This window comes from Streptomyces sp. ADMS, from assembly GCF_033441795.1.
Taxonomy (GTDB): Bacteria; Actinomycetota; Actinomycetes; order Streptomycetales; family Streptomycetaceae; genus Streptomyces.
Map to the genome: position 1 here is coordinate 37,166 of NZ_JAVFVX010000041.1, position 13,677 is coordinate 50,842.

Sequence of the window (13,677 nt, forward strand, 5' to 3'; positions counted from 1 at the left end):
GAAGTTCAATGGCAACGACCACACCGGCCGGTGTGCGGGCGGCGCACGCCAGGCACGGGGGAGGCTCCCACGGCTCCGCCGACGGCGCGCCGATGTCGCACCGGCAGATCCTGGAAGCGCTCACCGGGCTGCTGCTCGGTATGTTCGTCGCGATCCTGTCGTCGACGATCGTCTCCAACGCCCTGCCCGACATCATCAAGGACCTCGGCGGCGGCCAGAGCGCCTACACCTGGGTCGTGACCGCGTCGCTGCTCGCGATGACCGCGTCCACCCCGCTGTGGGGCAAGCTCGCCGACCTCTTCTCCAAGAAGCTGCTGATCCAGTTCGCGCTCGTCGTCTTCGTGCTGGGGTCGGCCGCCGCCGGTCTCTCGCAGAACGCGGCCATGCTCATCACCTTCCGTGCCGTGCAGGGCATCGGCATGGGCGGACTGTCCGCCCTCGCCCAGATCATTCTCGCGGCGATGATCTCCCCGCGTGAGCGCGGCCGCTACAACGGCTACCTCGGCGCCACCTTCGCGACCGCGATGGTCGGCGGCCCGCTGATCGGCGGTGTCATCACCGACACCAGCTGGCTCGGCTGGCGCTGGTGCTTCTACGTCGGCGTGCCCTTCGCCGTCATCGCCCTCATCGTGCTCCAGCGCACCCTGCACCTGCCCGTCGTCAAGCGCCAGGTCAAGGTCGACTGGGCCGGCGCCTTCTTCATCTCCGCGGCCGTCTGCCTGCTGCTCGTCTGGGTGACCTTCGCCGGCGACAAGTACGACTGGGTGTCCTGGCAGACGTACGCGATGGTCGGCTGCACGGTCGCACTGCTCGGCGTCTTCGTCCTCATCGAGTCGAAGGCCGACGAGCCGATCATCCCGTTGCGGCTCTTCCGCAACCGCACGATCACCCTCGCCTCGCTCGCCTCGCTCTTCGTCGGCGTCGCGATGTTCGCGGGCACCATCTTCTTCAGCCAGTACTTCCAGCTGGCCCGCGACAAGTCGCCGACCATGTCCGGCGTCATGACGATCCCGATGATCGGCGGCCTGTTCGTCTCCTCCACCGTCTCCGGCCAGGTCATCACCCGTACGGGACGCTGGAAGGCCTGGCTGCTCGCCGGCGGTGTACTGGTGACGGCCGGTCTCGGTCTGCTCGGCACCCTGCGCCACGACACCGCGTACTGGCACGTCGCCGTCTACATGGCCCTCCTCGGCCTCGGCGTCGGCATGATGATGCAGAACCTGGTGCTCTGCACCCAGAATCAGGTCTCCCCCACCGACCTGGGCGTCGCCAGCTCGGTGGTCACCTTCTTCCGCTCCCTCGGCGGCGCCATCGGCGTCTCCGCACTGGGCGCGGTGCTCAGTCACCGGATCGCCGACCACCTCAAGGACGGTCTGGCCACCATCGACCCGAAGTACGCCTCGGCGCTCTCCGGTTCCACCTCCGACACCATCCCCGACCTCGACGCGCTGCCCGCACCGCTGCGCACGGTCATGGAGGGCGCGTACGGCCACGGCATCGGCGACGTCTTCCTCTACGCAGCCCCGGCCGCCCTCCTCGCGCTCGTCTTCTCCCTGTTCATCAAGGAGGTCCCGTTGCGGACGAAGGGCGCGCTGGCGCAGGCCGCGGAGGAGAGGGGGACCGTCTCCACTCCGGTCGCCCCGGTCGCGGAGCAGGCGACGGAGACGGTGGCTGTCGAGACCGCCGGCGAACCTGCCCGTGCCGGGATTCCGGTATGTGTCACGTCCGCGGTGCCGGGAGCGCGCCCGTTCCGCAGGCCGCCGTCACGCTGATCTCCACCATCCACATACGCGACTCCAAGACCCCCGCCAGCCCCCACCTCATCCTCCGGCCCACCACCTGGGCGGAATTCGTGGCGGCCGGGCCGGGTGTACCAGGGAGGGAACAGGCCCCGCAACCCCCCTGCGCCTAGGCTGGCCTTATGGCACCGAACATCGCTACGAACACCACCGTGTCGCTGGCCGAGCTGCTCGACTTCGTACGGCCCCGCCACCGGGCGATCCTGCTCACCCGGCGCGCGGACGGGTCCCCGCAGGCCTCGCCGCTGACCTGCGGGGTCGACGACTCTGGGCGGGTCGTCGTGTCGACGTACCCCGAGCGCGCCAAGACGCACAACGCCAAGCGGGACGAGCGCGTCAGCCTGCTTGTGCTGAGCGACGACTGGAACGGGCCGTGGGTCCAGATCGACGGCACGGCGGAGGTCGTCGACTCCCCGGAGTCGGTCGAGCCGCTCGTGGAGTACTACCGGAACATCGCCGGTGAGCATCCGGACTGGGACGAGTACCGCGCGGCGATGGTGAAGCAGGGGAAGTCGATCATTCGCGTGACGCCTGTGAAGTGGGGGCCGGTTGCCACCGGCGGGTTCCCGGCGCGGCTTGCTCCGCAGGAGTAGGGCCTCGTCCCTGGGGGCTTCGCCCCCAGACTCCCGTTCGCGCTGAACGCGCTCGTCCTCAATCGCCGGACGGGCTGATGCTGCCCACCCGGGTCACCATCGCCTCGATCCCCGCCACCAGCAGCTCCAGCGCGAAGTCGAAGTCCCGTTCGCGCATCTCCTCCACCGTGCCGCCGCCCCGCGCCGCCATCATGTCCGCCGACTCCTGGATGAACTCGGCGGCCTCCGGGGCGGCCCCGACAGCGCTCATCGCGTGCCGGAAGTAGGCGTCCTGGGTCATGCCGGCGGCCGTACAGCGGGCGATGAAGTGGCCCTCGATCGTGCCGAATCCGTACACGAACTGGAAGACGGCGGCGATGGCGCCCGTGAGCCCGCGCGCGGGCAGGCCGGTACGGCGGAGGACGCGCTGGACGGCACGCGAGAATGCCTGTGAGTGCGGGCCGATGTTGAGGTAGGTCCCGGCGAGCGGCGACACCCAGGGGTGGCGGACCAGCAGGGCGCGGTACTCGCCGGCCAGCATGCGCAGTTGGTCCCGCCAGTCCTCGCCGTCGGCCTCCGGGTCGGGCAGGCGCAGTTCGGCGGAGGCCGCGTCGAGGGCGAGTTCGAGCAGGTCGTCCTTGGTGTCGACGTACCAGTACACGGACATCGCCGTGACGTTCAGCTCGGCGGCAAGACGCCGCATTGAGAACCTGGCCAGCCCCTCCGCGTCCAGCAGGCGGACGGTCACTTCGGTGATCCGGTCCCGGTCGAGCCCGGAGGGCTGCCCGCCACGGCCGCCGCTGCTCCGGCGCACGGTTTTACCGTCCAGCCACACGCTGGTCCGCGCGGGCCCCTCGGCTGCGCTCACCATGGCCGTACCTTTCGTCAGCCTTCCGACACGGGCCATGCTAGGCGCCCCCTTCAGGGGCGCGGGGCTGTGGCATGTGCGGCTCCGCCGCGTGGGCGCGATCGACCACAGACCACCCGCAGCCGCAGCCGCAGCCGCAGCCGAACAGAACCCCCGAACTCCTAGGCGACCGCGCCCACACCCACCTCGGACTCTGCCCGCTCAGCCCTGCGCAACAACACCGCCGCGACCACCCCACCGAGCAACACCGCTGCCGCCCCTACCAGCTGACTGGTCTCCAAGCCGGAGGCGAACGCATCCGTGATCCGCGCCCTCTCCGCAGCCGACCCCGCCTCCGCCAACGCCCCCGGCAGGGACACCGCCGCCACGGGAACGAGCGCCGCGAACCGCGAGTTCAGCACAGCGCCGAGCACCGCGACCCCCAGCCCCTGCCCGAACTCGGCCACCGTGCCGTTGATCCCCGCCCCGACGCCTGCCTTCTCCGGCGGAATCGAGCTCATGATCGCGTGTGCCATCGCGGGGCTGGCCACCGCGGCCCCCGTGCCGATGAGCAGCAGCCCCAGCAACGTACCCGCGTAACCGCCGGAGGCAACCGTCGCTATGGAGGCCAGGCCGCACGACATCAGTGTCATGCCCAGCCCGACGGCGAGCGGGGTCCCGACCCTGGCCGCCCATTTCGCCGCGACACCGGTGAAGTTCAGGGCGACGATCGCGAGCGCGAGCGGTGCCGTGCGCAGCCCGGCCTCCAAGGGGCCGTATCCGAGCACGAACTGCATGTGCTGGGTGAGCAGGAAGAGCGACCCGCCCATCCCGAACGTGATCAGTACCGCGCCCGCGACCGCGCCCGTGAACCGGCGGTTCCTGAAGAAGTGCATGTCGAGCATGGGGTGCGGGATCCGGCTCTCCCAGTACGCGAAGGCGCCCAGCACCACGACCGCGACGGTCGCCGGCACCAGCACGCGGCCGGACGTCCAGCCGTGCTCGGGGCCGGAGATGATCGCGTACACGAGCGAGGACATGCCGATCGTGGAGAGCAGTGCGCCCAGGAGGTCGGGGCGGTCGCCGGCCGGATTCCTCGACTCGGGCACGAGGGCCACGACCGCCACCAACCCGAGCGCCGCGACCGGGAGGTTGATGAGGAAGATCGCGCCCCACCAGAAGTGGTTCAGCATGAAGCCGCCGAGGAGGGGGCCGGTGGCGAAGCCGAGTGAGTTGACGGCGGCCCAGATGCCGATGGCCTTCGGCTGTTCCTCGGGGGTGAAGATCTGCATCGCCACGGCGAGGGTGGTCGTCATCAGCAGCGCGCCGCCGACGCCCATCCCGGCGCGCGCGGCGATCAACTGGCCGGTGCTGTCGGCCAGTCCGGCAAACAGTGAGCCCACGCCGAACAGGACGAGGCCCGCGATCAGCATCTTCTTGCGGCCGTAGCGGTCGGCCGCGCTGCCCGCGGTGAGCAGCAGGCCCGACTGGACCAGCGAGTACGCGTTGATCATCCACTGGATGTCGGAGGTGCCGGCGCCCAGCTCCCGGGTGAGGGAGGGGATCGCGACGTTCAGGACGGTGTTGTCGAGCAGCACGGTGAGCTGCGCGAGACAGATGACACCGAGGATCAGCCAGCGCTGGGGGTGACCCTGGCCCTGGCCCTGAAGGTCGCCTTGGGGGGACGTAGACATGTTGTACACCGTAGAACAATTCCTATACGGCGTACAACAAACAAAGGGCGGTGGCCCGGAGCGATCCCGCTCCGGGCCACCGCCCTCGTATGAACGGTCAGCTGCCGCTCGTCGGCTGGGTCAGGTCGTAGAAGGTGGCAGAACCCACCGTCACCTCCTTGAAGTTGCTCTCGACCCACGAGCTGATCTGGGACGACGTACTCGTCGTACTGCTGCCGCCCATACCGCCGCCGGAGCCGCTGGAGATGAAGTAGTGGATCTTGCCGTCCTCCACGTACTTCTTGAACTCGGCCAGCGTCGGGGACGGGTCCGTGCCGTTGAAGCCGCCGATCGCCATCACCGGGTCGCCGGTGGAGAGCTGGTAACTCGCCGCGTTCTGGGCGCCGACGGCCGCCGCGGCCCAGGTGTAGTCACTCGCGTTCTCCTCCAGCAGGGCCTTGGCCTCGCTGCTGACGCTGGCACCGTTGAGCAGACCGCCCACGCCACCGCCGCCGCCCATGCCGCCGCCCTCGCCTGTCTGGCCGCCGGGGCCACCCTGCTGGGTGTTCCCGTTGCCCTGCTGCTGGTTCTGGGTGTTGCCGTTGCCGCCGCCGGGGAAGCCGCCGCCGTTGCCGCCGGTGGGAGGCTGCCCCATGCCGCCACCACCCTGCTGGGTGTTGCCGTTGCCGTTCTGCTGACCCTGCTGGCCACCCATACCGCCACCACCAGGACCGCCGCCCATACCGCCGCCGCCACCGCCGGGGCCACCGCGACCGCCCGACACCGACGGGCCCGCCGTGACGATCGAGCCGGTGTGGCCCTCGTTGAGAGTGGTGAGGGAGTACGCGGCCGGACCCGCCAGCGCCGTGACGAAGCTCAACCCGACGACCGCCAGGGCCAGTTGGCGACCGAGCCGGTTGACGAAGACCAGACCCAGCGCGGCCGTCAGACCGCCCACCAGTACGAGCCACTTCAGCCAGGGCAGGTAGTCGGAGGACCGGTTGAGGAGGACGTACCCCCAGACCGCGGTGGCCGTCATGGCACCCGCGAGCGTCAGCGACGCCCACATCCTGTCCCGCTCCTGCCAGAGCAGGGCCGCACCCATACCGATCAGCGGCGCGATGTAGGGGGCGAGGGCGACCGTGTAGTACTCGTGGAAGATGCCCTGCATGAAGCTGAAGATCACCATGGTGATCAGCAGCGAGCCGCCCCAGAGGAGGAACCCGGCGCGGGCGCTGTCCGTGCGGTTGGCCTTGCGGCCGGCCCAGATCGCCGCGCCGAGCAGGATCAGTGCGGCCGGGATCAGCCAGGAGATCTGGCCGCCGATGCTGGAGCTGAACATCCGGTCCCAGCCGGTCTCGCCCCAGTTGCCGCCGCCTCCGCCGCCTCCGCCGCCGACACTGCCGGTCTCCTCGCCGTTGAGACGGCCAAGTCCGTTGTAGCCAAAGGTCAGTTCAAGGAACGAGTTGTTCTGCGAGCCGCCGATGTAGGGGCGCGAGGACGCCGGCCACAGCTCGACGATCGCGACCCACCAGCCGCCCGCGACGATCATCGCGAGCCCGGCGGCCAGTACCTGTCCGATGCGCCTGCGGACGCTGGTCGGGGCGAAGATCACGTACACCAGTGCCAGCACCGGCAGGATCAGGAATGCCTGGAGCGTCTTGACCAGGAAGGCGAAACCGATCGCCGTACCCGCCCAGAGCAGCCACTTCGTCTCGGCCTTCTCCATGGCGCGCTGGGTGCAGTAGACCGCGGCGGCCATGAGGAGCGCGAGGAGCGCGTCCGGGTTGTTGAAGCGGAACATCAGCGCGGCGACGGGAGTCAGCGCGAAGACCGCCATCGTGAGGAAGCCGGCCGTGGCGCTGAACCGGCGCCGCACGGACGCGTACAGCACACCCGCCGTGGCGACGGCCATCAGGACCTGCGGGAACAGGATGGCGAAGGAGTTGAGGCCGAAGAGCCGGACCGACAGCGACATCGGCCACAGCGAGGCCGGGGGCTTGTCGACGGTGATGGCGTTGGCCGAGTCGAGGGAGCCGAAGAAGAAGGCCTTCCAGGACTGGCTGCCGGCCTGAACGGCCGCAGAGTAGAAGGAGTTGGCGTATCCGGAGGCGGTCAGGTTCCAGGTGTACAGCGCGCCGATCACCAGAAGTGTGGCGAGGAACGCGGGCTGCGTCCACCGATGGTCCTCTGGCCGTCCGCGCCACAGTCTGCGCACGAAGGGCTGCCTGGGCTCACCGGAGGAGGGCGCCGGCCCGTCGGTGCCGGCAACCACCGTCTGCTGTACGGCTGTTGAGTCCGGTGGCGGACACGAGGGGCTCGCACCCCCCGGGCCCGAACGGGTCGTCTGGTCGAAGTGAGTGGTCATCGCGGGTTCCTCGGATCCTGGCTGTCATGCGGGCGCACCGGCTGGAGCCGCGTGGTCGGGTCCCCCCAGGTACGGTCCGCGACATCACCGGCGCGGAACTGGTCGGTGGGGTAAGGGGAGTTGCCGTACGAGGCGTTCGTGTACGAGGCGTTCGTGTACGAGGGGTTCGTGTACGAGGGGTTCGTGTACGAGGGGTTGCTGTACGAAGTGTTGCTGTACTGGCCCGGCGTGTGCGCCTGGTACGCCTCGTACGTCGGTGAGTTCGGCGTGTGCGAGGCGACCACCATGGACGGGGAGGCCGGCTCGTCGCGCTGGTCCGGGAACACCCAGGCCCTGAAGAGCAGGAACCGCAGCACCGTTGCCGCGAGGTTGGCGGCGATGAGCACCGCCAGCTCCGTGGAGTGTCCGGGGTCGCTGGTCGCCGCGTTGAGGGCGGCGAGCGAGCCGCTGGTGAGGGCGAGCCCGATGCCGAAGACGACGAGGCCCTGCGCCTGGTGCCGTATCGCCCCGCCCCGGCCGGTCACCCCGAAGGTCAGGCGCCGGTTGGCCGCGGTGTTCGCGACGGCGGAGACCAGCAGCGCGAGCGCGTTGGCGATCTGCGAGCCGGCGAAGCCCCGGAAGGCGCTGTAGAGCACCAGGTAGAAAAGGGTCGACAGACCGCCGACCACACAGAACCCGACGAGCTGGCGGGCCAGCCCCTTCGGTACGTCCTTGATGTCGCGGTCGCGCGGATCGTCGCCGAAGGGCCGGGTGAGCCGGTCCAGCGGCAGCGAGCCGGTGGCCAGTGCCTTGCCCACGCGCAACACCCCCTTCAGGTCGTCGGTCGCCGTCTTGACGATGTGGACGGTCGAGTCCGGGTCGTCGACCCAGTCGACCGGTACCTCGTGGATGCGCAGGCCCGCCCGCTCGGCGAGCACCAGCATCTCGGTGTCGAAGAACCAGCCGGTGTCCTCGATCAGCGGCAGCAGGATCTGGGCGACATCACGCCGGATGGCCTTGAATCCGCACTGCGCGTCCGTGAAGCGGGCCTGGAGCGAGCCACGCAGGATCAGGTTGTACGTCCGGCTGATGAACTCCCGCTTCGCACCGCGCACGACGCGCGAGGAGCGGGCGAGCCGGGAGCCGATCGCGAGGTCCGAGTGACCGGAGATCAGCGGTGCCACCAGCGGCAGCAGCGCGTTCAGGTCGGTCGACAGGTCGACGTCCATGTAGGCGAGGATCGGCGCGTCGGACGCGGACCACACTGTCCGCAGTGCTCGGCCGCGCCCCTTCTGCTCCAGCCGGAAGGACCTGACCTCCGGTATCTCCGCCTCCAGCCGCGCCGCCACCAGGGGAGTGGTGTCCGTGGACGCGTTGTCCGCGACCGTGATGCGGAACGCGTACGGGAACGTGCGCTTGAGGTGCTCGTGCAGTCTGAGCACACATGGCTGGAGGTCCTTCTCCTCGTTGAAGACGGGGATCACTACGTCCAGGACAGGCGTACCGGCTGCCGCGGCCGGGAGGTGCTCCCGCGCCGGCAGGGTGCCGGGAGAAGAGTCGGTTCGCATAGGACCGACTTTCGTCAAGCCCCCTGTTCCACCCATGTGGTGGCACTGTGCTGTACCTGTGAGTCCGATTGCCAGTCTGTTTCGGGGGCGAGAGCAGGCAGGTGCACCGTAAAGATGGTCTGTCCGGGCACGCTGTCGACGGTCACGGCACCGCCGTGCGCGGTCGCGACGGCCTGCACGATGGCGAGCCCGAGACCTGTCGAGCCGGTGGATCGGGAGCGCGCGGAGTCGCCGCGCGCGAACCGTTCGAACACATGCGGCAACAGGTCGGCCGGAATGCCCTGCCCGTCGTCCTGCACGTCCACACACAGCCACGGCCCGCGCCGCTGCACGCGTGCGGTGACGGTCGTACCGGGCGGGGTGTGCGTGCGGGCGTTGGCCAGCAGGTTCACGAGGACCTGTTGCAGCCGGGCCGCGTCCGCCGACACCAGCGCGGGCTCGTCGGGCAGGTCGAGCCGCCAGTTGTGGTCCCGGCCGGCGGCGCGCGCGTCGCTGATGGTGTCCACGACGAGCGGTACGAGGTCGGTCTGGTCGAACTGGAGCGGACGGCCCGCGTCGAGGCGCGCGAGCAGCAGAAGATCCTCGACGAGCAGGGTCATCCGCCCCGCCTCGGACTCGATCCGCCCGAGGGCGTGCCGGGTGTCCGGCCCGGTCTCCTCACGTCCACGTCTGGTCAGCTCGGCGTACCCGCGAATCGAGGCAAGCGGCGTACGCAGCTCATGGCTGGCGTCCGCGACGAACTGACGTACGCGCATCTCGCTCTGCTGGCGTGAGTGCAGGGCGCCGTGCACATGGTCGAGCATGCGGTTGAGGGCGGCGCCGACCTGGCCGACCTCGGTGTGCGGGTCGGTCTCGGACTCGGCGACCCGCTCGTTGAGGGTTACCTCGCCGGTGTGCAGCGGGAGTTCGGAGACGCGGGTGGCGGTCGAGGCGACCTTGCGGAGGGGGCGCAGGGCCACTCCGACAAGCACGGACCCTGCGATACCGGCGGCTACGAGGCCTGCGGCGGTGACGCTGACCTCGACGAGGATCAGGGTGCTGATGGTCGTGGTGACGGACTCGGTGGGCAGGGCGACGTAGTAGGTGCCGCGCTCGCCGGTGACGTACGTGACGCGGTACTCGCCGAGCCCGGTGAGAGTGGCGGTGTGCAGGCTGCCGTCCCGGGAGACGGCGGCCAGTTCGGCCATCTGCGTCTCGTTGAGCTGGACCGCGTCCATGCCGGTCACACCGCTGTCGGTCGTACCCGTGCTCGACTGCATCCTGGCGACGTACGCCTGGGTGACGCCGCCGTTCGTGTCGACGGCGGCGGCCACGGTGTACTCCTGCGTCCCGCCCTTCTCCATGAAGTCCGAGAGCCGCTGCTCGACGGTCTGCGTACCGGCGCCCGCACCGGAGGTGGTGCTGTTGGCGCTGGAGGACGAGGAATCCGTGGAGGACGAGGAGGAGGACGAGCCACTGCTGTCCGGCGCCCCCTCGGGCGGGCTGCCGTTGACACCGCCAGGCCCGTCCGGGGGACCGCCGACGCGCTTGGCGGCCTCCGTGACCTGGCTGCCCAGCTGCTTGTAGAGGTGCTGTTCGAGCGCGATGGTCGTCACCGTACCCATCACGGCGCACACCACGGCGATCAGCGAGACCGCCGAGACGACAAGCCGCGTACGCAGGGTCCGCGGCCTGCTCTGCCGCTGCGCCTTCTGCTGCGACCTGCTCAGCCTCCGCTGCCCGCCCGCTTTCCTCTTGCTGCTCACCGTGCTGCCCTCCTGCCGGGCTCGACTACGTCTTCCGGAGCGGCACCACCATTGACGCGCCCTACATTGTCACCGCGCGCCGTCCCGCCCGCCGGGGAATCGAACGACCCGGGACTCTGAGGGCGGACACACGCCCGCCCGTGACCGAGGACGGGATCAGCCGGCGGGCTTGATCAGATACCCGGCACCGCGCCGGGTGTGGATCATCGGCTCGCGTCCGGCGTCTATCTTCCGCCGCAGGTAGGAGATGTACAGCTCGACGACGTTCGCCTGGCCGCCGAAGTCGTACGACCACACCCGGTCGAGTATCTGCGCCTTGCTGAGCACGCGCCGCGGGTTGCGCATCAAGAAGCGCAGCAGCTCGAACTCGGTCGCGGTGAGGTGGATGCCCTCCCCGGCCCGCGACACCTCGTGGCTGTCCTCGTCGAGGGTGAGGTCACCGACGACCAGCACGGAGTCGGAACGCCGGTCGGCGGCACCGGAGCGCCGGATCAGGCCGCGCAGCCGCGCCACGACCTCTTCGAGGCTGAAGGGCTTGGTGACGTAGTCGTCGCCGCCCGCGGTCAGGCCGGCGATCCGGTCCTCGACCGCGTCCTTGGCCGTCAGGAACAGCACGGGTACGTCGGGCATGTCGCGCCGCAGCCGGCCGAGGACGGTGAGGCCGTCCATGTCGGGCAGCATCATGTCGAGAACGACGGCGTCGGGCCGGAACTCGCGCGCGGTCTGCACCGCACCCGTTCCGTCACCCGCGCTGCGGATCTGCCAGCCTTCGTAGCGAAGGGCCATGGACAGCAGCTCGGTGATCGACAGCTCGTCGTCCACCACAAGCACTCGGACGGGGCTCCCGTCCGGCCTCAGCAGTTCGGTGCGCCCCTGGGGCGAGGTCGTGGTCATAGCGGAAACCATGTCGGTGTCCTCTGAGAGCAAGCTTTCCGGAACCTGTGATTTTCCTGAGAAACTCACAGGCGCCTCTCAGGGAATTCCTGGGAATTCCGGCCCCGGGAAGCCGGAGGAGCAAGCGCGGAACCACTCCCCGCGGCACGCCGAACCCCTTCCCTACCTGCGGTTTCCGTAACCCCGCGGAGCGTTGGACCAGCTACCGGGAAGACCCGGAGGCCACCGAGGGGCATCCTGTGCGTCTCCTGGGCGAACCTGATCCGAAGTTACGCATCCCACTCCCGTACGCCCCGTTTGTCCCCACGGGCCGCCCCTTCTCACCTCGGACTCATGCCGATGTCAGGCCCTCCTCATCCGTATCCGCCAGAGCCCGAACAGCCGCGCCCGTTGTCGTGGCACACGGCCCGGAGCCAGTCGTCGCCGAGGTCCAGGCGCTCCAGGGCGTGCAGCTGGTGCACGTACGGATACGGGATGTTCGGGAAGGCCGAGCCGAGCAGGACGCGGTCGCCGAGGTCCGCCAGCCGGGGGAGTACGGGCCGGGGAAACGGGCTGATCCGCTCCGCGAAGTCGGTGAACGCCATGGTCGTGTCCAGCCGCACCTCTTCGTACCGCTCGGCGAGGCCGAGGAAGTCCTCGTACTCGGGCATCCCCACGTGCGCGACGATCAGCCGCAGCCTGGGTGCCGGGCCAGCACGCGCCCGATCGGCTCGGGCCCGGTGTGCCTGCCGGGCGCCGGCCCGGAACCGCAGTGGATCACCACGGGTGTTCCGGCCTCGGCGAGCAGCCCCCAGACCGGGTCGCAGAGTTCGTCTGCCGGGTCGTACGGCGTCCGGGCTCAGAACAGCTCGTCCTGCACCCCCGCCGCCTCCTTGAACTCCCGCACGGGGACGGTAAGTCCACCGCTCCCGACGGGTACCAGCTCCCACCCGGTCATCAGCCTGGTGTCCAGCACCACCACTCCCCGCCCGTCCTCGGCCGCGAGATGCAGATCGGGCCCGGCCGCCGCCACCAGCTCGCCTCCAACGACACCCCCGGCCGCCAGCTCGCTCACCGCACCCACGGCCGGCGCGAGCCCCGTCAGCCCGAACACCCCGGCGTGGTCGACGACTTGACAGGACGTCCGCTCCAGCGACTCGGGCCAGCCGCCCAGCCTCACCGCCCGGGCGTGCAGCGCCTCGACCTCGGCGGCTCGCTCCGCCGCCGACCCCGGCAGCGCGGCCCGCACCGCCCGCTTGCCGGCGTACGGAATCCGGTCCGGCACTCCGAGCGCGGCGCGCAGCAGCTCCTCCGTACGCCGGGCGGCCATCAGCGGGCCGACTCCCAGCCAGCTGAAGACGACGGCACCCTGCTCAAGCAGCCGCGCCGAGCCCCGCTCCAGCGCCGTGATGCCGACCTTGGTCATCCCGGGCCCGAACCACGCCAGATATACGCGATAGGGGCGTGGATCGTCCGCGATCGTGTCTGCGGCGACCGAGTGCGCCCGGTCCAGCCGCGCGCACTCCTCGCACCGCGCCCCCGTACTCCGCCCCGGCACTCCCGCCCGTATCGGACAGGCGTTGCCCCGCGCTCCCACACATGTCCGTACGCCCCCTTCCGTGACCCCGAAGGCCACCCTCTTCCCCCACGTCAGCGCACTACGACGCCCACCGTCCCACCGCAGCACGGGACCGTCCGCCGACCACCGCAGCCCCGAGCATCTCCACGCCTGTGCCATCCCTTGCGAGGGTAGGGGATACCACTGACAACACCCCTTCGGACGACAAAGGTCCAGGCGAGAGGGCGAGAGGGCGAGGCGATCAGCAAGTCAGACACGTTCCGGAACGACCTCGGCGACCTCGACGGCGATGCCCGTACCGCTCGCACCGCCGGCGACGCCCGTACTGCCCGCGCGCCACCCCCGCCCCCGCCCCGCCAGCCGGCACCCCACGCACCCGGGATGCCCCGCCCGCGCCGAGCGGTCCCGGGCCCGCATCCGCCACTCGCTCCGTGGCCGCACACCCGGTGGCTTGCCCCACCCGGCGAGATGCAGGGCAGCACCCGCCCGTCCGCATCCCGGCACACGGTGGTGGCGACCCGGTGCAGCCACCCGCGCCGAACGGCCTCCCCGCGCTCCACCACCCCGACGACCCGATCCTCTTCGTCCACCTGTTCGACGAGTTCCACGCGCCCCACCGGATCGGTCATGGGCGAACGGTGACACAGGAGGGGGCAGGAGAAGAAGCCGGAGAC

General features: G+C 70.2%; 9 protein-coding genes and 4 pseudogenes. 3 read left to right on the forward strand and 10 right to left on the reverse strand.

Annotated features, from left to right (window positions below; all coding sequences use genetic code 11):
• Positions 1-8: 8 nt before the first annotated feature.
• From RB628_RS19415 to RB628_RS19425, 3 genes and pseudogenes are all read left to right on the forward strand, one after another.
• Positions 9-1,777: pseudogene (locus tag RB628_RS19415) on the forward strand (MDR family MFS transporter); the annotation flags it as partial.
• 9 nt (positions 1,778-1,786) lie between these two features.
• On the forward strand, positions 1,787-1,912 hold the full coding sequence (locus RB628_RS19420) for a DUF397 domain-containing protein (protein WP_318321770.1): 126 nt from the start codon (positions 1,787-1,789) through the stop codon (positions 1,910-1,912).
• A gap of 9 nt (positions 1,913-1,921) precedes the next feature.
• Positions 1,922-2,392, forward strand: a complete 471-nt coding sequence (locus tag RB628_RS19425; protein ID WP_318321744.1) for a PPOX class F420-dependent oxidoreductase — start codon at positions 1,922-1,924, stop codon at positions 2,390-2,392.
• 58 nt (positions 2,393-2,450) lie between these two features.
• Here the strand turns inward: RB628_RS19425 and RB628_RS19430 are convergent, their stop codons facing one another.
• The 10 genes and pseudogenes from RB628_RS19430 to RB628_RS19475 form a co-directional block, all read right to left on the reverse strand.
• Positions 2,451-3,242 (reverse strand): TetR/AcrR family transcriptional regulator, encoded by a 792-nt coding sequence (locus tag RB628_RS19430; RefSeq protein ID WP_318321745.1) that lies wholly within the window; start codon positions 3,240-3,242, stop codon positions 2,451-2,453.
• A gap of 158 nt (positions 3,243-3,400) precedes the next feature.
• The gene (locus tag RB628_RS19435) at positions 3,401-4,912 is read right to left on the reverse strand and encodes an MFS transporter (RefSeq protein ID WP_318321746.1); all 1,512 of its coding nucleotides are present in this window, start codon (positions 4,910-4,912) and stop codon (positions 3,401-3,403) included.
• Between the two features lie 97 nt (positions 4,913-5,009).
• Complete coding sequence (locus tag RB628_RS19440; RefSeq protein WP_318321747.1) at positions 5,010-7,259, reverse strand: ArnT family glycosyltransferase; 2,250 nt, start codon at positions 7,257-7,259, stop codon at positions 5,010-5,012.
• Positions 7,256-8,806, reverse strand: coding sequence for a glycosyltransferase (locus RB628_RS19445; RefSeq protein ID WP_318321748.1), 1,551 nt, complete (start codon positions 8,804-8,806; stop codon positions 7,256-7,258). The genes RB628_RS19440 and RB628_RS19445 overlap by 4 nt, the downstream gene beginning before the upstream one ends.
• 14 nt (positions 8,807-8,820) lie before the next feature.
• The gene (locus RB628_RS19450; protein WP_318321749.1) at positions 8,821-10,551 is read right to left on the reverse strand and encodes a HAMP domain-containing sensor histidine kinase; all 1,731 of its coding nucleotides are present in this window, start codon (positions 10,549-10,551) and stop codon (positions 8,821-8,823) included.
• A 156-nt stretch (positions 10,552-10,707) separates the two neighbouring features.
• Positions 10,708-11,445, reverse strand: a complete 738-nt coding sequence (locus tag RB628_RS19455) for a response regulator transcription factor (RefSeq protein ID WP_318321750.1) — start codon at positions 11,443-11,445, stop codon at positions 10,708-10,710.
• 342 nt (positions 11,446-11,787) lie between these two features.
• Positions 11,788-12,271: pseudogene (locus RB628_RS19460) on the reverse strand (amidohydrolase family protein); the annotation flags it as partial.
• A 12-nt stretch (positions 12,272-12,283) separates the two neighbouring features.
• Positions 12,284-13,162 (reverse strand): DUF2797 domain-containing protein, encoded by an 879-nt coding sequence (locus tag RB628_RS19465; protein ID WP_318321751.1) that lies wholly within the window; start codon positions 13,160-13,162, stop codon positions 12,284-12,286.
• Between the two features lie 90 nt (positions 13,163-13,252).
• A pseudogene (locus tag RB628_RS19470) lies at positions 13,253-13,480 on the reverse strand (HGxxPAAW family protein); the annotation flags it as partial.
• Positions 13,480-13,632: pseudogene (locus tag RB628_RS19475) on the reverse strand (NTP pyrophosphohydrolase); the annotation flags it as partial. The pseudogenes RB628_RS19475 and RB628_RS19470, both read right to left, overlap by 1 nt.
• Positions 13,633-13,677: the final 45 nt, after the last annotated feature.